At 58.9% G+C, this 20711-nt stretch carries 19 protein-coding genes; 13 read left to right on the top strand and 6 right to left on the bottom strand.

All coding sequences use genetic code 11. The annotated features are described in order from the left end of the window. Positions 1 to 16: 16 nt before the first annotated feature. A complete protein-coding gene (gene lldD, locus ACZZ0Q_RS20050) occupies positions 17 to 1186 on the bottom strand; it encodes an FMN-dependent L-lactate dehydrogenase LldD (RefSeq protein WP_122493085.1) in 1170 nt (389 codons plus the stop codon). 91 nt (positions 1187 to 1277) lie between these two features. Further along, on the bottom strand, positions 1278 to 2969 hold the full coding sequence (locus ACZZ0Q_RS20045; protein ID WP_463541044.1) for a lactate permease LctP family transporter: 1692 nt from the start codon (positions 2967 to 2969) through the stop codon (positions 1278 to 1280). 310 nt (positions 2970 to 3279) lie between these two features. Here ACZZ0Q_RS20045 and ACZZ0Q_RS20040 point away from each other — a divergent pair, with 310 nt between their 5' ends. Continuing rightward, complete coding sequence (locus tag ACZZ0Q_RS20040) at positions 3280 to 4047, top strand: FCD domain-containing protein (protein ID WP_463381667.1); 768 nt, start codon at positions 3280 to 3282, stop codon at positions 4045 to 4047. A gap of 109 nt (positions 4048 to 4156) precedes the next feature. Here ACZZ0Q_RS20040 and smpB read toward each other — a convergent pair whose 3' ends face one another. After that, complete coding sequence (gene smpB, locus ACZZ0Q_RS20035; RefSeq protein WP_463560876.1) at positions 4157 to 4639, bottom strand: SsrA-binding protein SmpB; 483 nt, start codon at positions 4637 to 4639, stop codon at positions 4157 to 4159. Between the two features lie 176 nt (positions 4640 to 4815). Here smpB and ACZZ0Q_RS20030 point away from each other — a divergent pair, with 176 nt between their 5' ends. From ACZZ0Q_RS20030 to ACZZ0Q_RS20020, 3 genes are read left to right on the top strand one after another with little or no spacing between them, the layout of a single operon-like run. After that, positions 4816 to 6219, top strand: coding sequence for a sodium-dependent transporter (locus ACZZ0Q_RS20030; RefSeq protein WP_463541045.1), 1404 nt, complete (start codon positions 4816 to 4818; stop codon positions 6217 to 6219). A 7-nt stretch (positions 6220 to 6226) separates the two neighbouring features. Further along, the gene (locus ACZZ0Q_RS20025) at positions 6227 to 6661 is read left to right on the top strand and encodes a type II toxin-antitoxin system RatA family toxin (protein WP_463541046.1); all 435 of its coding nucleotides are present in this window, start codon (positions 6227 to 6229) and stop codon (positions 6659 to 6661) included. Then, positions 6654 to 6959, top strand: coding sequence for an RnfH family protein (locus ACZZ0Q_RS20020; protein WP_463541047.1), 306 nt, complete (start codon positions 6654 to 6656; stop codon positions 6957 to 6959). Before ACZZ0Q_RS20025 ends, ACZZ0Q_RS20020 begins: the two co-directional genes overlap by 8 nt. A gap of 114 nt (positions 6960 to 7073) precedes the next feature. On the opposite strand, the gene ACZZ0Q_RS20015 is transcribed toward ACZZ0Q_RS20020, so the two are convergent. Continuing rightward, on the bottom strand, positions 7074 to 7592 hold the full coding sequence (locus ACZZ0Q_RS20015; protein WP_463541048.1) for an outer membrane protein assembly factor BamE: 519 nt from the start codon (positions 7590 to 7592) through the stop codon (positions 7074 to 7076). 97 nt (positions 7593 to 7689) lie between these two features. On the opposite strand from ACZZ0Q_RS20015, the gene fur reads away from it, so the two are divergent. Then, a complete protein-coding gene (gene fur / locus ACZZ0Q_RS20010) occupies positions 7690 to 8094 on the top strand; it encodes a ferric iron uptake transcriptional regulator (protein WP_122454032.1) in 405 nt (134 codons plus the stop codon). A 194-nt stretch (positions 8095 to 8288) separates the two neighbouring features. Here fur and recN read toward each other — a convergent pair whose 3' ends face one another. After that, the gene (gene recN / locus ACZZ0Q_RS20005) at positions 8289 to 9968 is read right to left on the bottom strand and encodes a DNA repair protein RecN (RefSeq protein ID WP_463541049.1); all 1680 of its coding nucleotides are present in this window, start codon (positions 9966 to 9968) and stop codon (positions 8289 to 8291) included. Here recN and grpE point away from each other — a divergent pair. From grpE to ACZZ0Q_RS19965, 8 genes are all read left to right on the top strand, one after another. Beyond that, the gene (grpE, locus tag ACZZ0Q_RS20000; RefSeq protein WP_463560875.1) at positions 9967 to 10734 is read left to right on the top strand and encodes a nucleotide exchange factor GrpE; all 768 of its coding nucleotides are present in this window, start codon (positions 9967 to 9969) and stop codon (positions 10732 to 10734) included. The two genes, recN and grpE, sit on opposite strands and share 2 nt — an antisense overlap. 100 nt (positions 10735 to 10834) lie before the next feature. After that, a complete protein-coding gene (gene dnaK / locus ACZZ0Q_RS19995) occupies positions 10835 to 12751 on the top strand; it encodes a molecular chaperone DnaK (RefSeq protein ID WP_122493075.1) in 1917 nt (638 codons plus the stop codon). 123 nt (positions 12752 to 12874) lie between these two features. After that, on the top strand, positions 12875 to 14008 hold the full coding sequence (gene dnaJ / locus ACZZ0Q_RS19990; RefSeq protein ID WP_122454036.1) for a molecular chaperone DnaJ: 1134 nt from the start codon (positions 12875 to 12877) through the stop codon (positions 14006 to 14008). Positions 14009 to 14069: 61 nt separating this feature from the next. Beyond that, positions 14070 to 14873: a 4-hydroxy-tetrahydrodipicolinate reductase gene (dapB, locus tag ACZZ0Q_RS19985; RefSeq protein WP_463541051.1), complete on the top strand. Its 804-nt coding sequence runs from the start codon at positions 14070 to 14072 to the stop codon at positions 14871 to 14873. Between the two features lie 196 nt (positions 14874 to 15069). Then, entirely contained in the window at positions 15070 to 16206 is a 1137-nt protein-coding gene (carA, locus tag ACZZ0Q_RS19980) for a glutamine-hydrolyzing carbamoyl-phosphate synthase small subunit (protein WP_463541052.1), read from the top strand. Between the two features lie 35 nt (positions 16207 to 16241). Next, on the top strand, positions 16242 to 19463 hold the full coding sequence (gene carB, locus ACZZ0Q_RS19975) for a carbamoyl-phosphate synthase large subunit (RefSeq protein WP_463541053.1): 3222 nt from the start codon (positions 16242 to 16244) through the stop codon (positions 19461 to 19463). Then, positions 19460 to 19936, top strand: coding sequence for a transcription elongation factor GreA (gene greA / locus ACZZ0Q_RS19970; protein ID WP_463541054.1), 477 nt, complete (start codon positions 19460 to 19462; stop codon positions 19934 to 19936). Before carB ends, greA begins: the two co-directional genes overlap by 4 nt. Positions 19937 to 19952: 16 nt before the next feature. Next, positions 19953 to 20369 carry a DUF4149 domain-containing protein gene (locus ACZZ0Q_RS19965; RefSeq protein ID WP_463541055.1) on the top strand — a complete coding sequence of 139 codons (417 nt, stop codon included), beginning with the start codon at positions 19953 to 19955 and terminating at the stop codon, positions 20367 to 20369. 14 nt (positions 20370 to 20383) lie between these two features. Here the strand turns inward: ACZZ0Q_RS19965 and yhbY are convergent, their stop codons facing one another. Continuing rightward, positions 20384 to 20692 (bottom strand): ribosome assembly RNA-binding protein YhbY, encoded by a 309-nt coding sequence (gene yhbY / locus ACZZ0Q_RS19960; protein ID WP_122493069.1) that lies wholly within the window; start codon positions 20690 to 20692, stop codon positions 20384 to 20386. Positions 20693 to 20711 lie beyond the last annotated feature (19 nt).

Below are 20711 nucleotides of genomic sequence, written 5' to 3'. Positions count from 1 at the left end.
TGAACGATGGCGCGGGTTACTGCTGAAATTGCTCAATCACGGGCTGGCCGAGTTCGCGCACCAGTGAGTCGGCGTTGATGTCGGCGATGGTTTTGGCGCCCGTCAGCACCATGGCCACGCGTATTTCCTTTTCGATCAGCTCCAGCAGGTTAGTCACACCGGCGCCGCCCGCTGCGGCCAGGGCGTAAATAAACGCGCGGCCGAGCATGACCGTGTCGGCGCCCAGGGCAATCATGCGCACCACGTCGAGGCCGTTGCGAATGCCGGAGTCGGCCAGAATCGCCAGGTCGCCTTTGACCGCATCGGCAATGGCTGGCATGGCGCGCGCGCTGGACAATACGCCATCAAGTTGGCGGCCGCCGTGGTTGGAGACGACGATGCCATCGGCGCCAAATTTCACCGCGTCTTTGGCGTCTTCTGGGTCGAGGATGCCTTTGATCACCATGGGGCCGTCCCAGAAATCGCGGATCCACTCCAGGTCTTTCCACGAAATCGAGGGATCGAAGTTGGCGCCCAGCCAGCCGATGTAGTCGGCCAAGCCGGTGGGGTTTCCCCGGTATGCGGAGATATTGCCGAGGTCATGCGGGCGGCCGAGCAGGCCGACATCCCACGCCCAGCTCGGGTGGGTAATGGCTTGCAACATACGGCGCATCGGCGCGTTGGCGCCACTCATGCCGGAATGCGCGTCGCGGTAGCGGGCGCCGGGCACTGGCATGTCGACGGTGAATACCAGCGTGGTCACACCGGCTGCCTTGGCGCGCTCCAGGGCGTTTTTCATAAAGCCACGGTCTTTAAGCACGTACAGCTGGAACCACATGGGGCGGTCGATGGCGGGCGCGACTTCTTCGATGGGGCACACCGAAACGGTCGACAAGGTGAACGGAATACCTTTGGCGGCGGCGGCTTTGGCAGCCTGCACTTCGCCCCGGCGCGCGTACATGCCTGTCAGGCCAACAGGTGACAGCGCCACGGGCATGGCCAAGGTTTCGTTGAACAGCCGGGTTTCCAGGCTCAGCTCAGACATATTGCGCAGGACGCGCTGGCGCAGGGCGATGCTGGCCAAGTCCTCTACGTTGCGCCGCAAGGTGTACTCGGCGTATGCGCCACCGTCGATGTAATGGAACAGAAACGGCGGCAGCTTGCGCTGGGCGGCGATGCGGTAGTCGGAGGAGGCGGAAATAATCATAGGGTCGTCCCGTGTGGAAAAAGACCCGAGGCGGCGAACCGCCTCGTTCAGTTCAGCGCCGACACCGCAACGCGGGTCGGGGCCAGCGGGTTTAATGCACCAGCATGCCGGTAAGCCAGTAGGCCTGGGCCAGCGTGATCAGACCGACAAACGCGGCGAAGATCAGGCTGTGCTTGAGGGTGAAGCGGAACAGATCCGACTCCTTGCCCACCAGGCCGGTCGCGGCGCAGGCCACGGCAATTGACTGCGGCGAGATCATTTTGCCCGTCACGCCGCCGCTGGTATTGGCGGCCACCAACAGGGTGTCGTTCACCCCGATCTGGTGCGCGGTGGTGGCTTGCAACGAGCTGAAGAGCGCATTGGAGGAGGTGTCCGAGCCGGTCAGAAACACGCCCAGCCAGCCAAGGAACGGTGAGAAGAACGGAAAGGCCGCGCCAGTGCCAGCGAGTACCAAGGCCATGGTCGAGGACATGCCCGAGTAGTTGGTGACAAAGGCAAAGGCCAGCACCATGCCGATGGACAGGATCGGCCAGCGCAATTCGTACAGGGTTTCCTTAAAAGTGGTCAGACCAGTTTTGAAATCGATTTTCAGGATCAGCATGGAGATGAGCGCTGAGAAGAAAATCGCCGTGCCGGTGGCTGAAATCGGATCGAGCTTGAAGATCGCCGGAATGGCCGTTGGCGCGGTAACGATAGGCGCCGTTTTGATCACCAACTGATCCAGGTGCGGAATCGCGAAATTAAACACGGTGCTGTACATCGCACCGCCCGCCGCGAACATGGCCTTGAAGGGCTTGAGCGTCCAGATGGTCACCAGCACGGTGAGAATCAGGAAGGGCGACCAGGCTTTGAAAATCTCACCGAGGCTATAAGGCGAAGCGGTGGTGGTACGCGGTTGGCCGAAACCGCCCACGCTCGCCACTGCGCTGCCACCCGTAGCGCCGGCAATTTGCGCATTGGCGCTGCGACGCGGCTGCCACACTTTCAGGAACAAGGTGAGCGACACCAGGCTGACGAGTGCGGAGGTGATGTCGGGCAGTTCCGGGCCGATGAAGTTCGAGGTGAAGTATTGAGTGATCGCAAACGACAGACCTGCCACCAGGGCGGCGGGCCAGGTTTCTTTAATGCCGCGCCAGCCATCCATCATCGCCACCAGCCAGAACGGCACGATCACCGACAGCAGCGGCAGTTGGCGGCCGGCCATGGCGCCGATCTTGAAGGCGTCGATACCGGTTACCTGGCCTGCGACGATGATCGGAATGCCCAGCGCTCCGAACGCCACCGGTGCCGTGTTGGCGATCAGGCACAGGCCTGCCGCATACAACGGATTGAAACCCAGGCCCACGAGCAACGCGGCGGTAATCGCCACTGGCGCGCCGAAGCCCGCCGCGCCTTCGAGGAACGCGCCAAAGGCAAAACCGATCAGCAACACCTGCAAGCGTTGGTCGTCGGTAACGGAAAGCACGGAGCTGCGGATGATTTCGAACTGGCCGCTCTTCACGGTCAGTTTGTAGAGAAATACCGCCGCGACGATGATCCACGCGATTGGCCAGAGGCCGTACATAAATCCGTAGCCGGCAGCGGCAAACGCCATGTCCGCCGGCATCTGGAAGGCAACGATGGCGATGACGATAGACAACGCCAGGGTGATGCTGCCCGCCACGTGGCCTTTGAGGCGAAACACGGCGAGCGCAAGGAAAAAGAAAACGATCGGTACGACGGCCGCCAGGGCGGACAGCCCAAGACTGCCCAATGGGGTGTACAGCTGTTGCCAGGTTTGCATCGTCGGTTGGCTCCCTGATTATTGTTGGGTGTGCCTGGGTGTTGGGTCACGGTCCAGGCGCTTGTGGCGGGATGGGTGTGCTCAACTTGTGCGTCGGTTAATTGGTCATACCAATTTACAAATCCGACGGCTCAGGGTAAAAGCCCTACACGGACTCTGTCAATTTGCCTACATACGACTTTGGTCTTGGGGTGGGCGGAGTCAGGTAATTCTTGTGAGATGAACGGCGCCGTCGTTAGGCTGCTGCCGACGCGTCTCAGGCGCAGGCCATAACGGTCGCGAGTTGAAATCGGGCGTAGCGGAGAAAGGCATGGGGTTCGGTCATATACAGCAGCGCCGCTTGTCGGACGATATTGTTTCGCAGCTCGAGCGCATGATTTTGGAGGGCACGCTCAAAGCCGGTGAGCGCTTGCCGGCCGAGCGAGCACTGGCGGAACAGTTCGGCGTGTCGCGCCCTTCGTTGCGCGAAGCCATTCAGAAGCTGGCGGCCAAGGGGCTTTTAGTCAGTCGTCAGGGCGGCGGCAACTATGTGGCGGAGTCGCTGGGCTCGACGTTCAGTGATCCGCTGCTGCATCTGCTGGAAAGCAACCCGGAGGCGCAACGCGACTTGTTGGAGTTTCGCCACACCCTCGAAGGCTCGTGCGCGTTTTATGCCGCGCAACGTGCCACTGAACTGGACCACCAGCGCCTGCGCGAGGCATTCGAAGCGCTGCAACAGTGCTACGCCAGCGAAGGCAAAGTCAGTCGTGCGGAAGAGGGTGCGGCGGATGCACGCTTTCATCTGGCGATCGCCGAAGCCAGCCACAACGCCGTTTTGCTCCACACCATTCGTGGGCTGTTCGACCTGCTCAAGCGCAACGTGGTGACCAACATCGGCGGCATGTACGCCCTGCGCAGCGAGACGCGCAAAATGCTCATGCAGCAGCACGGCGAGCTGTATCAAGCGATTATTGACGGACGCGCGGAAGAGGCGCGTGAAGTTTCCAATCGCCATATTCACTACGTGCAGGAAGTGCTGGCCGAAGGGCTGCAAGAGGCGCAGCGCGTGGCGCGGGCAGAGCGGCGGCAAGGGTTTTAAGCGAGTTGAAGCAAAAAAGCATCGCGGCTAAAGCCGCTCCTACAAATTGTGCGAGTCGTAGGAGCGGCTTTAGCCGCGATGCTTTCGGATCTAGCAGATTCAGCCTTTGCTAGTCGTCCTTGCCTTTGCTGCGAACAGCGCGTTGCAGCTCGCGGTCGGAATCGCGCTCACGCTCGGTGTGGCGTTTGTCGTATTCCTTTTTACCTTTGCCCAAGCCGATTTCGCACTTGATCAGGTGCGCTTTCCAATAAATGGACAGCGCCACGCAGGCATAGCCTTTCTGCTGCACGGATGACGTGAGCTTCTCGATTTCGCGCTTGTTGAGAAGCAATTTGCGGGTGCGGACCGGGTCGGCAATAACGTGGGTGCTGGCGGCAGTCAGTGGCGCGATGTGCGCGCCAATCAACCAGGCTTCGTCGTTTTTCAGCAGTACGTAGCTGTCGACTAACTGCGCTTTACCGGCGCGCAGGCTTTTGACTTCCCAGCCAGCGAGCACCAGACCTGCTTCGAATTTGTGTTCGATGAAGTAGTCGTGACGGGCTTTCTTGTTTTGGGCGATGGTGCCCTGAGGGTGTTTTTTTTGCTTGGCCATAGGCGCGGCATTATAAGCAACAGTCTTGCTGCTGGCGACAGTTTACGCAGCCGCTACGCTAAGCCTGCTCGTGTTGCCATCACGGCGCGTGCCCTTGAGGGGCAGGGGTGAATCTCGGACAATGCGCGCCTCTTCTTTTCGGCCTCCCTTGGGCCGCATCAACCGGCAGGTTTTTTATGGCAGGCGACAAGGTTTCGGTTCACGGCTCGTGGGCCAGCCGCTGGGTATTTATTTTCGCCGCGACTGGCTCGGCCGTCGGCTTGGGCAGTATCTGGAAATTCCCGTACATGACCGGCGTGTATGGCGGCGGCGCGTTCGTGTTGATGTTTTTGCTGTGCATCGCGCTACTGGGCGTGCCAGTGATGGTGGCCGAAACATTAATCGGCCGCCGCTCCCGACTGAGCCCCGCCAACGCCCTGCGCGCACTAGCCGCTCACACCGCCCACGCAGGCAAATGGTCGTGGGCAGCGTTCGCCGGAATGGTCACCGCCCTGCTGATTCTTTCCTTTTATAGCGTGGTCGGCGGCTGGGCTTTGGATTACATCCTCGGCGTTGGCTGGGGGAAATTTCAGAACATCGAAGGCGAACAGGCCGCGCGCTATTTCGCCGATATGGTGGCTGACCCCTGGCGACTGATCCTTTGGCACTCTGCCTTCATGCTGTTGTCAGCTGTGGTGATCGCTCGCGGTGTGGTCGAAGGGCTGGAGCGCAGCTTGCGGGTAATGATGCCGCTGCTGTTTGTACTGCTGCTGATTTTGCTCGGTTACAGCCTGACCACCGGCCACTTTATGGAGGGGGTTCGGTTTATGTTCCACCTCGACCCTTCCAAGCTGATGGATGGCTTGCTACCGGCCATGGGGCATGCGTTTTTCTCGTTGAGCGTGGGAATCGGCGCCATTCTGGTTTATGGCGCGTACATGCCCAAGCAAACGTCCATCACCGGCACGGTAGTGGGTGTGGCATTGCTGGACACCTTCGTGTCGCTGATCGCCGGTTTGGCCTTGTTCCCGATTGTGTTCGCCGCCGGTTTGAACGCGGGCGAGGGGCCAGGGCTGATGTTCGTGACCTTGCCGCTGGCATTTGGCAACGTGGCGTTCGGGCAGGTGATCGGCGTGGTGTTTTTTGTGCTGGTGACGGTTGCCGCCTGGAGCTCGGCGATTTCGCTGCTGGAGCCGATGGTGGCGTATCTGGTTGAACGCACCCGTTTCAGTCGCGCCAAGATCACCTCGGCGCTGGCCTTCAGTTGCTGGTTCGTTGGGCTCGGTACGGTGTTTTCGTTCAACATCTGGAAAGAGGCGAAGTTCTTCATCAACGAAGGCGAAGGGTTTCAGCTTTACCAGTGGGGCGCTTCCGGTGGGCTGGACCTGTTCGGCGTCATCGACTTTTTCACCTCACGCATCATGCTGCCGCTCGGCGCCTTGACCTTCGTGGTGTTCGCCGGCTGGATCATGGGCCGCGAGACCGTCCGCGACGAACTGGCGATGCGCAACCGCCGCTTGTTCGCCATTACCTTCTTCCTTATGCGTTATGTAGCGCCGCTGGGTATCCTCATCGTGTTCGCTACGCAGTTATTTAAGTGAGATTTGCATGACCACCCATATTCAACGCTCCGCTTTACTGCCGTATCCGGCTCAGGCGCTATTCGACCTGGTTAATGACGTGGCGAGTTACCCCTACTTCTTGCCGTGGTGCGCCTCAACCACGGTGATCGAGGAAACCGACACCTTGATGCGCGCGAGTCTGGAAGTGGCAAAAGGTGGATTGAGCCAGCGCTTCGTCACACGCAATACGCTGGTCAATGGCCAAAGCATCGAGATGAATCTGGAAGAAGGCCCATTCACCGAATTGCACGGCGTCTGGCAGTTCAAGGCGCTGACCGACAAGGCCTGCAAAATCAGCTTGGACCTTTCCTTCGAGTATTCCGGCCAACTGGTGCGTGCCACCTTGGGGCCGCTGTTCAACCAGGCTGCTAACACCTTGGTGGATGCGTTCTGCCAGCGGGCAAAAGAGTTGTATGGCTGAAGCGTTAATTACGGTTGAAGTGGTGTATGCCTTGGCCGATGAGCAGCACCTGTTGTCCTTCCAGGTGCCGGCGGGTACGACGGCGCGGCAAGCGGTACAGCGGTGCGATCTGATGGCAACGTTTGCCGAACTGGATGCGCAAACCTGCCCGCTCGGAATCTTCGGCAAGGCGCTGGCTGACCCGCAGGCGCGTGTGTTGGAGGAGGGGGATAGGGTGGAAATTTACCGGCCCTTGCTGGCCGACCCTAAAGAGGTGCGCAAGCAGCGAGCGGCAAAGGCGGCGGCCAAGCGGCAGTAGCCTTGTTCCTGGCTCGCTTGCGAAGCGTCGCACTGCCTTCTGCGCTTCGGTAACGAATTTTAGGCAACAAAAAGCCCGGACTGGTCCGGGCTTTTTTGTGTCGCCAGTAAAGGATTACTGAGGCGAGGTTTCCAGCGGAGTTGGCGTTGGAACCGGTACGGTTTCGACGTCGACGTCTTTCTGGATTTTCTCAAGCAGCGAGCCAGGTTTGGCGGGCTCTTCGGGCTTGGCTTTTTCCTCCGCTTTCGGCGCTGCGGCTGGGGCGTCATCCGGGCCAAGAATTTCCTGATCGCGGCTCACGCCTGGCATGAAGTCACCGGACAAGCCTGCCAGTTGGTCATTGGCGTCGAAAAGGATGCTCACGCGTTCTTGCAAGCGCTGACGGCCGCCAGGCTGGATGCTGTAGAGGTAGTCCCAGCGGTTGGCGTGGAAGGTGTCGGTAATCATCGGGTTGCCCATGATAAACCGCACTTGGCGTCTGGTCATTCCAGGCTTCAACTGGTCTATCATGTCCTGCGTCACGACATTGCCCTGCTGGATGTCGATTTTATAAACCCCGGGGAATGAACAGCCGGCGAGTGCGAGTAGGCCCACAACGGTGAGGCTAGTCAGCAAGAGCTTGGTGTTTTGCATCGGTGGGAGACTTCCACTATCTTGGCTGGGCAATTTGGCCACCGATCATACCTGCATTGAAGGGAGCTGCGAAGCAGCAACCACGAGAAAGCTGACCATGGTAGAAAATAGCGAACTACGTAAAGCTGGCCTGAAAGTGACCCTGCCGCGGGTCAAGATTCTGCAGATGCTCGACTCTGCAGAGCAGCGCCATATGAGTGCGGAAGATGTCTACAAGGCACTGATGGAGGCTGGCGAGGATGTGGGCTTGGCCACGGTCTACCGTGTTCTGACTCAGTTCGAAGCTGCTGGTCTCGTGGTGCGCCATAACTTCGATGGCGGTCATGCCGTATTCGAATTGGCAGATGGCGGTCACCACGACCACATGGTCTGTGTCGATTCCGGCGAAGTGATCGAGTTCTTCGATGCGGAAATCGAGAAGCGCCAGAAGGAAATCGTGCGTGAGCATGGTTTCGAACTGGTGGATCACAACCTGGTTCTCTACGTCCGCAAAAAACGTTGATTGGAATCTTCTGGTCGTCGGCCATGCTGCGTTGAGCGCCACCATAAAATGCTCACGTACTTGAGTACGCTTCGCTTTTCTGCCGTCGCTCGCCTTGCCTGGCTCTAGCCCAGAAGCCCTAATCCATGTTTTAGACTCCCGAAATAAAAACGCCGCGTCTCGAAAGAGCGCGGCGTTTTTTATGGCGGCCGTTTTTAAGCGCTGGCTGCAGCGCTGCTGACCATTTTCCTTGCATGGGCCAGAGATTCTTCGGTGAGATCGACGCCGCCCAACATCCGCGCCACTTCTTCAACGCGACCGGCGCTGTCGAGGGTTGCCACGGCCGTGTGGGTTTCGCCATCACCGCGCGCCTTGTGTACGAACAAATGTTGATGCCCTTGCGCGGCCACTTGCGGCAGGTGCGTCACGGTCAGCACCTGGCCACGCTCACCAAGCCGGCGTAGCAATTGGCCGACCACTTCGGCCGTTGGGCCGCCAATGCCGACATCCACTTCGTCAAATACTAGCGTGGGTACACGGGAGGTCTGCGCCGTGATTACCTGAATCGCCAGGCTGATCCGCGACAGCTCGCCGCCAGAGGCAACCTTCGCCAATGCTTTAAGCGGCTGGCCCGGGTTGGCGCTGACCAAAAACTCCACCTGTTCCAGCCCTTGCGGGTGCGGGTCGGTGGTGTTGGTGTTGTGCAGTTCAATGGTGAAACGTCCGCCGGGCATGCCCAGGCGCTGCATTTCAACCTCGACGGCGCGGGCCAGGTTGCTGGCGGCGCCGTGGCGAAGAGCGCTGAGTTCTTCAGCTTTTTCCTGGTAATGACGTGCGAACGCCGTCAGCTCTTCGGCGAGTCGCTCGGTGGCTTGGTCGTCCGCGTTAAGGCTTTCCAGCTCCTCGAACAACTGCTGCTGCAGGTTCGCTAGTTCGCTGGGCAGAATGCGGTGCTTGCGCGCCAAGGTATAAATAGTATCGAGGCGTTCTTCCAAGAGCTGGAGGCGCTCGGGATCGGCGTCGAAGTGGTCCAGGAAGCGGTTCAGTTCGCCGACCGCTTCTTCCACTTGAATCTGCGCGCTGGCGAGCAGGTTGACCGCCTCACCTAGCGAGCCCGGTTGGCTGCGGAAGTTGCTCAGGCGGCTCACGCTGCTAGTTAACGCGGACAGCACGTTGCCGCCGTCATTCTCGCTGCACTGTTCAATCACCAGCCGGCAGGCGCTCAGCAGCCCTTCAGCATTCGTCAGGGTTTTATGTTCCTGCTCAAGCTGCTCCAACTCATTTTCGCCGAGGCCCAGGTTGTCCAGTTCCTCTAGCTGATAGCTGAGCAACTGATGGCGCGCGCGCTGCTCATCACTGGCGCTGGAGAGTCGCTCCAGCTCGTTTCGAGTTTGCTTCCAGCGCTGCGCAGCCAGTTGCACTTGGCGCGCCAGCTCCTGGCTACCAGCGAACTCATCAAGCAGACGGCGGTGTGTTTCCGGCTTTAGCAGGGATTGGTGTTCGTGCTGGTTGTGGATATCGATGAGCAATTCACCGATGGCTTTCAGGTCGCCTTGCGGGCACGGCGAGCCGTTGATGTAACCGCGTGACCGGCCTTCGGCAGTGATGACGCGGCGCAGGATGCACGGGCCATCATTGTCCAAGTCGCGCTCGGCCAGCCAGGCCTTGGCTTCGGGAATGTCGGCGAGATCGAAGCTGGCGAGAATGTCGGCTTTATCGGCGCCGGGGCGCACCACGCCGCTGTCTGCGCGGTCGCCGAGCGTGAGGCCGAGGGCGTCGAGCATGATGGATTTGCCGGCGCCGGTTTCGCCGGTAATCACGCTCATTCCGCCATTCAGCTCGAGGTCGAGGTGCTCGACGATGGCGTAGTTGTGTACGGAGAGATGTACCAGCATGGCGGAGGCTCCAGGCATAAAGTCTGGTTATTTATACAGTGTTTGTTTTATGCCTGACAATCCTCTCGTGCTCTTGAATCGTCAGATTGTGGCCCCATATAAGCGGCAGAACCGTGAGTTGAGGCTCGCGACTTGGATACTCACCGCTCGGAACGGTTTAGCCCGAGCAGGCAAGCGATATAAAGAGGAGAACCGCATGGCCGACGAACAGACCCAGAACGCCCAGAATCCAGATATTGAAAATGCTGCCGAGTCGGCAGTGGGCGAAGACCTGGCGGCCCGCGTGCAAACGTTGGAAGAACAGCTCGCTGCTGCCCAAGACCAAGCGTTACGCGTTGCGGCTGACATGCAGAACGTGCGCCGCCGCGCCGAGCAGGATATTGAAAAGGCGCACAAGTTTGCGCTGGAAAAGTTTGCCAACGACCTGCTGCCGGTTGTCGACAGCCTTGAGCGTGGCCTTGAACTGTCCAACCCGAACGACGAGGCGATCAAGCCTGTTCGTGAGGGCATCGAGCTGACGCTTAAGCTGTTCCAGGACACGCTCAAGCGTTACAACCTCGAAGCCATTGACCCGCACGGCGCGCCGTTCAACGCCGAGCATCATCAGGCGATGGCGATGCAAGAGGCCACCAACGTTGAGCCCAATAGCGTGCTCAAAGTGTTCCAGAAAGGTTATCTGCTCAACGGCCGTTTGCTGCGCCCCGCGATGGTGGTGGTCAGCAAGGCGTCAGCCGAGCCGCAACCTTCGATTGACGAGCAGGCTTGAAATTCGCCGTAAGGCCCCCATTTATCAGTCAAGCGTTTAAGTGCTACCGCAGTTAGCCACCACTGCTGCGGCAACCAAATTCAGTTTCAGGAGAGCAAACATGGGCAGAATTATCGGTATCGACCTGGGGACCACAAACTCCTGCGTCTCGATCCTCGAAAACGGCAGCGTCAAGGTGTTGGAAAACGCCGAGGGTGCGCGTACCACTCCTTCGATCATCGCTTACACCAACGACGGCGAAATCCTTGTTGGCCAGTCGGCCAAGCGCCAGGCAGTGACCAACCCGCACAACACCCTGTATGCGGTGAAGCGTTTGATCGGTCGTCGTTTTGAAGAAAACGTCGTACAGAAAGACATCGAGATGGTGCCGTACAAAATTGTCAAAGCTGACAACGGCGACGCTTGGGTAGAAGTGAAGGGCCAGAAAATGGCACCGCCACAAATTTCCGCCGAAGTGCTGAAAAAGATGAAGAAAACCGCCGAAGACTACCTCGGCGAGCCAGTGACCGAAGCGGTAATCACCGTTCCGGCCTACTTCAACGACAGCCAGCGCCAGGCCACCAAAGACGCCGGCCGCATTGCTGGTCTCGAAGTTAAGCGCATCATCAACGAACCAACCGCAGCCGCTCTGGCTTACGGTATGGACAAGGCCAAAGGCGATCACACTGTAATTGTTTACGACCTGGGTGGCGGTACGTTCGATATCTCGGTAATCGAAATTGCCGAAGTCGATGGCGAACACCAGTTCGAAGTGTTGGCCACGAACGGCGACACGTTCCTGGGTGGTGAAGACTTCGATATTCGTCTGATCGACTACCTCGTTGACGAATTTAAGAAAGAAAGCGGCATCAACCTTAAAGGTGATCCGTTGGCGATGCAGCGTCTGAAAGAAGCCGCTGAAAAAGCCAAGATCGAGCTCTCGTCCGCTCAGCAGACCGACGTCAACCTGCCGTACATCACCGCAGACGCTAGCGGTCCTAAACACTTGAACGTGAAGATTTCGCGCGCCAAGTTGGAGTCGCTGGTAGAAGACTTGGTGCAGCGCACCATCGAGCCGTGCCGTATCGCGTTAAAAGACGCCGGTATCGACGTTGGCGCGATCCACGACGTGATCCTCGTCGGTGGTCAGACCCGTATGCCGCTGGTGCAGAAGCTGGTTACCGATTTCTTCGGTAAAGAAGCGCGTAAAGACGTCAACCCGGACGAAGCTGTGGCCATGGGTGCTGCTATCCAAGGCGCCGTGTTGGCTGGCGACGTAAAAGACGTGCTGCTGCTGGACGTGAGCCCGCTGACCCTGGGTATTGAAACAATGGGCGGCGTGATGACCGCGCTGATCGAGAAAAACACCACGATTCCTACCAAGAAATCTCAGGTGTTCTCGACCGCTGACGATAACCAGGGCGCGGTGACTATTCACGTACTGCAGGGCGAGCGTAAGCAAGCCGCGCAGAACAAGTCGCTGGGCAAGTTCGACCTGGCCGAGATTCCGCCAGCACCGCGTGGCGTGCCGCAAATTGAAGTGACCTTTGACATCGACGCCAACGGCATCCTGCACGTGTCGGCGAAAGACAAGGCCACTGGCAAGCAGCAGTCCATCGTGATCAAGGCCAACTCCGGTCTGTCCGAGGAAGAAATCGAACAAATGGTGCGTGATGCCGAGGCCAATGCCGAGGAAGATCGCAAGTTCGAAGAGCTGGCTGGTGCTCGTAACCAAGGCGACGCATTGGTTCACGCTACCCGTAAGATGATCACCGAAGCGGGCGACAAAGCCACCGCAGACGAGAAGGCTGCGATTGAAAAGGCGCTGGGTGAACTTGAAGTTGCGATCAAAGGCGACAGCAAGGAAACCATCGACGCCAAAGTGGCTGCGCTCTCCGAAGCGACTGCTCCGCTGGCTCAGAAAATGTACGCCGAGCAGCCTCAGGCTGGCGAAGCGGCACCTGGCCAGGAAGAGGCCAAAGGCGGCGCTGACGACGTAGTCGACGCTGAGTTTGAAGAGGTCAAGGAAAACAAGTAAGCGTCCATTTGCTTGCTCTCCAGCCCGGCCAACTAACCAGTTGGCCGGGCGTTATCCGCCACGCGGGAGCTTGCTCCCGCGTTGGCGTGTCTGGAGAAGCCGATTTAAGAGTGTTGAAGAATTATGGCTAAGCGTGACTTTTACGAAGTGTTGGGTGTTGAGCGTGGCGCGAGCGAAGCCGAGCTGAAAAAGGCTTACCGTCGCCTGGCGATGAAGCACCACCCGGACCGCAATCCTGGCGACAAAGAAGCTGAAGAACGCTTCAAGGAGGCCAATGAGGCCTATGAAGTGCTGTCGGACGCCAACAAGCGCGCGGCGTTTGACCAGTATGGTCACGCCGGTGTCGACCCGAGCATGGGTGGCGCCGGTGCTGGTGGTGCCGGCTTTGGTGGGGCAAATTTCTCCGATATTTTCGGCGACGTATTCAGCGACTTCTTTGGCGGCGCTCGCGGTGGTTCGCGCGGCGGTGCGCAGCGCGGTAGCGACTTGCGCTACACGCTGGAGTTGGACCTGGAAGAAGCCGTGCGCGGCACCACGGTCACCATTCGCGTGCCGACGCTGGTCAACTGCAAAACCTGCGATGGTTCCGGTGCCAAGAAGGGCACCAGTCCGGTCACCTGTACCACCTGTGGTGGTATCGGTCAGGTGCGGATGCAGCAGGGCTTCTTCTCGGTTCAGCAAACCTGCCCGCGATGCCATGGTAACGGCAAAATGATCGCCGACCCGTGCGGCACTTGCCATGGTCATGGTCGTGTTGAAGAACATAAAACCTTGTCGGTCAAAGTGCCGCCGGGTGTGGACACTGGCGACCGCATTCGCCTGTCTGGCGAAGGTGAGGCGGGCGCCATGGGCGGTCCGGCTGGCGACCTGTATGTGGTGGTGAACGTGCGCGAGCACGCGATCTTCCAGCGTGACGGCAAGCATCTTTACTGCGACGTACCAATCAGCTTTGCCGACGCGGCGCTAGGTGGCGAACTGGAAGTGCCGACCCTTGATGGTCGCGTGAAGTTGAAGATTCCGGAAGGTACGCAAACCGGCAAACTGTTCCGTCTGCGCGGCAAGGGCGTTGCACCGGTTCGCGGTGGTGGTGCTGGGGACTTGATGTGCCGGGTTGCGGTGGAAACACCCGTCAACCTGGATAAGCGTCAGCGCGAACTGCTCGAAGAATTCCGTAAGTCTCTTGCTATCGACGACAGCCATTCGCCGAAGGCAAGCGGCTGGTTCGAAGGCGTGAAGCGTTTCTTCGGCGACGTGTAAACGGAGCTGGCGAGGTCTGAGTGCTTCGCCGGCTGCAAGTTATTAGCTGGGAGCTGGATGAATGCAACGTATAGCTGTAGTGGGCGCCGCCGGGCGCATGGGCAAAACCCTGATCGAGGCGATTCAGCAAGCCGATGGCGCACAGCTGACCGCTGCGGTTGATCGTCCGGACAGCAGTCTGATCGGTGCTGATGTCGGCGAGTTGGCTGGCATGGGCAAGCTGGGTTTGACCCTGGTGGGCGATCTTGCCGAGGTGGTTGAGCAGTTCGATGTGCTTATCGACTTCACGCATCCCACCGTAACCCTGAAAAACCTGGAAGTCTGCCGCAAGGCTGGCAGATCCATGGTGATCGGCACTACCGGTTTCAGCGTTGAGGAAAAACAGCGGCTGGCTGACGCGGGCAAGAACATCTCGATCGTCTTCGCCGCCAACTTCAGCGTCGGCGTCAATTTGTGCTTGAAGTTGCTCGATACCGCCGCGCGCGTGTTGGGCGACGACGTGGATATTGAAATCCTCGAAGCGCACCACCGGCATAAAGTCGACGCGCCCTCTGGCACAGCCGTGCGCATGGGTGAAGTGGTCGCGCAGGCGCTTGGGCGTGATCTGCAGAAAGTGGCGGTATACGGTCGTGAAGGTCAGACCGGAGCCCGAGATCGCGAAACTATCGGCTTCGCTACCGTGCGCGCTGGCGACATCGTTGGCGACCACACGGTGCTGTTTGCGGCCGACGGCGAGCGCGTTGAGATCACGCACAAAGCATCAAGTCGCATGACGTTCGCGCGAGGCGCTGTGCGTTCGGCGCTGTGGCTGAACGAAAAGCCAGCGGGGCTTTACGATATGCAGGATGTGCTTGATCTGCACTGAGACGACTAAACGGTTGTCATCGTGGGTAGACCAAAAATGCCTTTTTCTGTAAGCTACAGCTTTAGTGTGTCCACTAAAAGCGCGCAGTTAACTTGAAAAAGTGATTCTCAAAAAAGCGGGGTGACGTGTCTAAGCGTCATCCCGCTTTTTTACAACCTGCGTACGCCCCGTCAGGCTTGATTTACCGGAGGTCTTCTTGACTAAGCCAGCCATACTCGCCCTTGCTGATGGCAGCATTTTTCGCGGCGAAGCCATTGGAATCGACGGTCAAACCGTCGGAGAGGTGGTGTTCAATACTGCTATGACCGGCTATCAGGAAATCCTCACCGATCCTTCCTATGCCCAACAAATCGTTACCCTGACTTACCCCCATATCGGCAACACCGGCACTACGCCGGAAGATGCCGAGTCGAATCGCGTTTGGTCGGCGGGTCTGGTTATTCGCGACCTGCCTCTGGTCGCCAGCAACTGGCGTAACACGATGTCGCTGTCCGATTACCTGAAAGCCAACAATGTTGTGGCTATCGCCGGTATCGACACTCGCCGCCTGACCCGCATCCTGCGTGAGAAAGGCGCCCAGAACGGCTGCATCTTGGCTGGCGACAACATCTCCGACGAGCAAGCCTTGGCAGCGGCACGCGGCTTCCCAGGCCTGAAAGGAATGGATCTGGCCAAGGTGGTCAGTTCCACCGAGCGCTACGAATGGCGCTCCAGTGTCTGGAATCTCAAGACCGACAGCCACCCGGAAATTGACGCGAGCGAGCTGCCGCACCATGTGGTTGCGTTCGACTACGGCGTGAAATTGAACATTCTGCGCATGCTGGTTGAACGCGGCTGCCGCGTGACCGTGGTGCCGGCACAGACGCCCGCCAGCGAAGTGCTAGCGCTTCAACCGGACGGCGTATTCCTGTCTAACGGCCCAGGCGATCCGGAGCCGTGCGACTACGCGATTCAGGCGATCAAAGAGGTCCTGGAAACCGAGATCCCAGTGTTCGGCATCTGCCTCGGTCACCAACTGCTGGCCCTCGCCTCGGGCGCCAAGACCGTGAAAATGGGTCATGGTCACCACGGTGCCAACCACCCGGTGCAAGACCTCGATACCGGCGTGGTGATGATCACCAGCCAGAACCACGGTTTCGCAGTGGACGAAGCAACCCTGCCGTCCAACCTGCGCGCTACGCACAAGTCGCTGTTCGACGGCACCCTTCAAGGCATCGAGCGCACCGACAAGGTTGCCTTCAGCTTCCAGGGCCACCCTGAAGCGAGCCCGGGTCCGCTGGACGTTGCTCCTCTGTTTGACCGATTCATCGAAGCCATGGCCGCGCGCCGTTAAGCCTGCCGACTGACCAAAGGATTCGAGAGTAGAAAATGCCAAAACGTACAGACCTTAAAAGCATCCTGATCCTCGGCGCCGGCCCCATCGTTATCGGCCAGGCGTGCGAGTTCGATTACTCCGGCGCCCAGGCCTGCAAGGCCCTGCGCGAAGAGGGTTACCGGGTCATTCTGGTGAACTCCAACCCGGCCACCATCATGACCGACCCGGCCATGGCTGACGCCACGTACATCGAACCGATCAAGTGGCAAACCGTTGCCAAGATCATCGAGAAAGAGCGTCCGGACGCGCTGCTGCCAACCATGGGTGGCCAGACTGCACTGAATTGCGCCCTGGACCTGGAGCGCCACGGCGTTCTGGAAAAGTTCGGCGTGGAAATGATCGGCGCCAACGCCGACACCATCGACAAAGCCGAAGACCGCTCGCGTTTTGACAAGGCCATGAAGGACATCGGCCTGGCCTGCCCGCGCTCCGGCATTGCCCACAACATGGAAGAGGCCAACGCGGTGCTCGAGAAGCTCGGCTTCCCGTGCATTATCCGTCCGTCCTTCACCATGGGCGGCACCGGCGGCGGTATCGCCTACAACCGTGAAGAATTCGAAGAAATCTGCGCTCGCGGTCTGGACCTGTCGCCGACCAAAGAGCTGCTGATCGACGAGTCGTTGATCGGCTGGAAAGAGTACGAGATGGAAGTGGTCCGCGACAAAAAGGACAACTGCATCATCGTCTGCTCCATCGAGAACTTCGACCCGATGGGCGTGCACACCGGCGACTCCATCACCGTGGCGCCGGCGCAAACCCTGACCGACAAGGAATACCAGATTCTGCGCAACGCCTCGCTGGCAGTGCTGCGTGAAATCGGCGTGGAAACCGGCGGTTCGAACGTGCAGTTCGGCATCTGCCCGGACACCGGCCGTATGGTCGTGATCGAGATGAACCCACGGGTTTCTCGCTCCTCCGCGCTGGCCTCAAAAGCCACCGGCTTCCCGATTGCCAAAGTCGCCGCCAAGCTGGCCGTGGGTTACACCCTCGACGAGCTGCAGAACGACATCACTGGCGGTAAAACCCCGGCCTCGTTCGAGCCTGCCATCGACTACGTCGTCACCAAGATTCCTCGTTTCGCCTTCGAAAAATTCCCGAAAGCTGACGCCCGCCTGACTACGCAAATGAAATCGGTCGGTGAGGTGATGGCGATCGGTCGCACCTTCCAGGAGTCCGTACAGAAAGCTTTGCGCGGCCTTGAAGTAGGTGTGAACGGCTTTGATCCGAAGCTCGACCTGAGCAATCCAGAAGCCAAGGGCATTCTCAAACGTGAGCTGACCGTGCCGGGCGCTGAGCGCATCTGGTATGTGGCCGACGCCTTCCGCGCCGGCATGAGCTGCGATGATATTTTTGCGCTGACCAAGATCGATCACTGGTTCCTGGTGCAGATCGAAGACCTGATCAAAGACGAAGAGCGCATCAAGACCATGGGCCTGTCGTCCATTGATCGCGACGTGATGTACAAGCTCAAGCGCAAGGGCTTCTCCGACGCCCGTTTGGCCAAGCTGCTGGGCGTGACCGAGAAAAACCTGCGCAGCCACCGTCACAAGTTGAAGGTGCTGCCGGTCTACAAGCGCGTGGATACCTGCGCTGCTGAGTTCTCCACCGACACCGCTTACATGTATTCGACCTACGAGGAAGAGTGCGAAGCGAATCCGTCGACCCGCGACAAGATCATGATTCTGGGCGGTGGCCCGAACCGTATCGGTCAGGGAATCGAGTTTGACTACTGCTGCGTACATGCCGCTTTGGCGATGCGGGACGATGGTTACGAAACCATCATGGTCAACTGCAACCCGGAAACCGTTTCGACCGACTACGACACCTCGGACCGCCTGTATTTTGAGTCGGTAACCTTGGAAGACGTGCTTGAAATCGTCCGCGTTGAGCAGCCTAAGGGTGTGATCGTGCAGTACGGCGGCCAGACCCCGCTGAAACTGGCGCGTGCCTTGGAAGAAGCTGGTGTACCCATCATCGGCACCTCGCCGGATGCCATCGACCGCGCCGAAGACCGCGAGCGCTTCCAGCAGATGGTTGAGCGTCTGAACTTGCGTCAGCCGCCGAACGCCACCGTGCGCAGTGAAGATGAAGCCATTCGCGCAGCCAACAAAATTGGCTACCCACTGGTGGTGCGTCCGTCCTACGTGCTGGGCGGTCGGGCGATGGAAATCGTCTACGAAGAAGAAGAGCTCAAGCGCTATCTGCGTGAGGCCGTGCAGGTCTCGAATGACAGCCCTGTGCTGCTTGATCACTTCCTTAACTGCGCCATCGAAGTCGACATCGACGCGGTGTGCGACGGCGAGACAGTAGTTATCGGCGCCATCATGCAGCACATCGAACAGGCCGGCGTTCACTCCGGTGACTCGGCTTGCTCGCTGCCGCCGTATTCGCTGCCGGCCCACATCCAGAACGAGATCCGCGAACAGGTCAAAAAGATGGCCTTGGAGCTCGGTGTGGTGGGTTTGATGAACGTGCAGATGGCCGTGCAGGGCGAGGACATCTTCGTCATTGAAGTGAACCCGCGTGCTTCGCGTACCGTGCCGTTCGTGTCCAAGTGCATCGGCGTTTCCCTGGCGATGATCGCGGCTCGCGTCATGGCCGGCAAAACCCTGAAAGAAGTCGGTCTGACCGAAGAGATCATTCCGAACTTCTACAGCGTGAAAGAAGCCGTGTTCCCGTTCGCCAAGTTCCCAGGCGTAGACCCGATCCTCGGCCCAGAAATGAAGTCGACCGGTGAAGTGATGGGTGTGGGCGACACGTTCGGCGAGGCGTTCGCTAAAGCCCAGATGGGCGCCAGCGAAATTTTGCCAACAGGCGGCACCGCCTTTATCAGCGTGCGTGACGATGACAAACCGCTGGTTGCAGGCGTTGCTCGCGACCTCATTGAGTTGGGTTTTGAAATCGTCGCTACTGCTGGCACTGCCAAACTGATCGAAGCGGCTGGCCTGAAAGTGCGTCGTGTGAACAAGGTGACCGAAGGCCGTCCGCACGTGGTCGACATGATCAAAAATGACGAAGTCACGCTGATCATCAACACCACCGAAGGTCGTCAGTCGATCGCTGATTCTTACTCCATCCGCCGTAACGCGCTGCAGCACAAGATTTACTGCACCACCACGATTGCAGCGGGCGAGGCTATCTGTGAGGCGCTGAAGTTCGGTCCCGAGAAGACCGTGCGCCGCTTGCAGGATCTGCATGCAGGATTAAAAGCATGATCAAGTACCCAATGACCGTCCAGGGCGCTCGCGCCCTGGAAGAAGAACACGCCCATTTGACGAAGGTCGTGCGTCCGAAGCTCAGCCAGGACATCGGCACGGCCCGCGAATTGGGTGACCTGAAAGAAAACGCTGAATACCATGCCGCGCGTGAACAGCAGGGCATGGTTGAAGCGCGGATCCGCGATATCGAAGGTCGGTTGCAGAACGCCCAGATCATCGACGTGAAGGCCATCGAGCCAACCGGCAAGGTGATTTTCGGCACCACGGTGGAAATTGCGAACGTTGAAACTGACGAGCGCGTGACCTACCAAATAGTTGGTGAAGACGAAGCGGACATCAAGCTCGGGAAAATTTCCGTAGGCTCGCCAATCGCTCGCGCACTGATCGCCAAGGAAGAAGGCGATGTGGTTCCAGTGCGTACACCGAGTGGGTTGATCGAGTACGAGATTGTCGAGGTTCGTCATATCTAAAGCCCGTCCACTCGACGTGGGCGCAATCACGTGGCGGCTGGGTCAGACTTTCTGGGTCGGCGGCCTGTGGTTGCTCCACTTCGTTGTGCTGCCTGCGCTGGAGCGAATCGGTCTTGCACCGATGCTCGTCGAGGAAATCGCTAACACGTTGAGTCCGTTGCTGGTGCTTCTGGCAGCGGGAGGGCTGGTGCTGCAGATGCTCGTACTGCTGCAGGCCGAGCGTATTTCATCGTTGTGGCGCGATACTCGTGGCCAGCTTTTGGTTGCCAGTTTGCTCGTTGCGTTGATGTATGGCGCTCTGCATCGCTGGCAGCCAGACGCCCTGCGGTTGCAGTTGTTCTCGTTTTTGCTCTTAGCGTTTTGCGGTGCGCTGTTGGTTTTACAACCGGTGCCGGACGGCGAGGCGGCCAGGGCACGCAAAGCGCGCCACTGACGAGAGACGGGCAATCAGCTAAAACGGGTCACGTTCGACAGCTGCTTGTTCACTTTCGGATTCTTACGATAGATAAGCGCCATCTTGCCGATGACCTGCACCAAATCGCTCTTCGCGGTTTTGCACAGTTCTTCAATGGCAGCCAAGCGGCTCTCGCGCTCGGTGATTCTGAGTTGAATCTTGATCAGTTCGTGATCAGTCAGCGCGCGCTCCAGTTCGGCGAGCACACCTTCGGTCAAACCATTGTCAGCAACAATCAATACCGGTTTTAGATGGTGACCGATAGATTTGTACTGTTTCTTCTGCTCCTGAGTGAGCGGCATAATCTGACCCCTGCGTCTG

The organism is Pseudomonas sp. AC070 (genome assembly GCF_979258635.1).
The sequence above is the reverse complement of the archived record's forward strand: the minus strand, read 5'-3'. Positions and strand labels throughout refer to the sequence as shown.

What these genes read in the sequence shown, in the direction of transcription:
- lldD (WP_122493085.1), bottom strand. Translation starts at nt 1,186, where the DNA reads ATGATTATTTCCGCCTCCTCCGACTACCGCATCGCCGCCCAGCGCAAG.
- ACZZ0Q_RS20045 (WP_463541044.1), bottom strand. Translation starts at nt 2,969, where the DNA reads ATGCAAACCTGGCAACAGCTGTACACCCCATTGGGCAGTCTTGGGCTG.
- ACZZ0Q_RS20040 (WP_463381667.1), top strand. Translation starts at nt 3,280, where the DNA reads ATGGGGTTCGGTCATATACAGCAGCGCCGCTTGTCGGACGATATTGTT.
- smpB (WP_463560876.1), bottom strand. Translation starts at nt 4,639, where the DNA reads ATGGCCAAGCAAAAAAAACACCCTCAGGGCACCATCGCCCAAAACAAG.
- ACZZ0Q_RS20030 (WP_463541045.1), top strand. Translation starts at nt 4,816, where the DNA reads ATGGCAGGCGACAAGGTTTCGGTTCACGGCTCGTGGGCCAGCCGCTGG.
- ACZZ0Q_RS20025 (WP_463541046.1), top strand. Translation starts at nt 6,227, where the DNA reads ATGACCACCCATATTCAACGCTCCGCTTTACTGCCGTATCCGGCTCAG.
- ACZZ0Q_RS20020 (WP_463541047.1), top strand. Translation starts at nt 6,654, where the DNA reads ATGGCTGAAGCGTTAATTACGGTTGAAGTGGTGTATGCCTTGGCCGAT.
- ACZZ0Q_RS20015 (WP_463541048.1), bottom strand. Translation starts at nt 7,592, where the DNA reads ATGCAAAACACCAAGCTCTTGCTGACTAGCCTCACCGTTGTGGGCCTA.
- fur (WP_122454032.1), top strand. Translation starts at nt 7,690, where the DNA reads ATGGTAGAAAATAGCGAACTACGTAAAGCTGGCCTGAAAGTGACCCTG.
- grpE (WP_463560875.1), top strand. Translation starts at nt 9,967, where the DNA reads ATGGCGGAGGCTCCAGGCATAAAGTCTGGTTATTTATACAGTGTTTGT.
- recN (WP_463541049.1), bottom strand. Translation starts at nt 9,968, where the DNA reads ATGCTGGTACATCTCTCCGTACACAACTACGCCATCGTCGAGCACCTC.
- dnaK (WP_122493075.1), top strand. Translation starts at nt 10,835, where the DNA reads ATGGGCAGAATTATCGGTATCGACCTGGGGACCACAAACTCCTGCGTC.
- dnaJ (WP_122454036.1), top strand. Translation starts at nt 12,875, where the DNA reads ATGGCTAAGCGTGACTTTTACGAAGTGTTGGGTGTTGAGCGTGGCGCG.
- dapB (WP_463541051.1), top strand. Translation starts at nt 14,070, where the DNA reads ATGCAACGTATAGCTGTAGTGGGCGCCGCCGGGCGCATGGGCAAAACC.
- carB (WP_463541053.1), top strand. Translation starts at nt 16,242, where the DNA reads ATGCCAAAACGTACAGACCTTAAAAGCATCCTGATCCTCGGCGCCGGC.
- greA (WP_463541054.1), top strand. Translation starts at nt 19,460, where the DNA reads ATGATCAAGTACCCAATGACCGTCCAGGGCGCTCGCGCCCTGGAAGAA.
- yhbY (WP_122493069.1), bottom strand. Translation starts at nt 20,692, where the DNA reads ATGCCGCTCACTCAGGAGCAGAAGAAACAGTACAAATCTATCGGTCAC.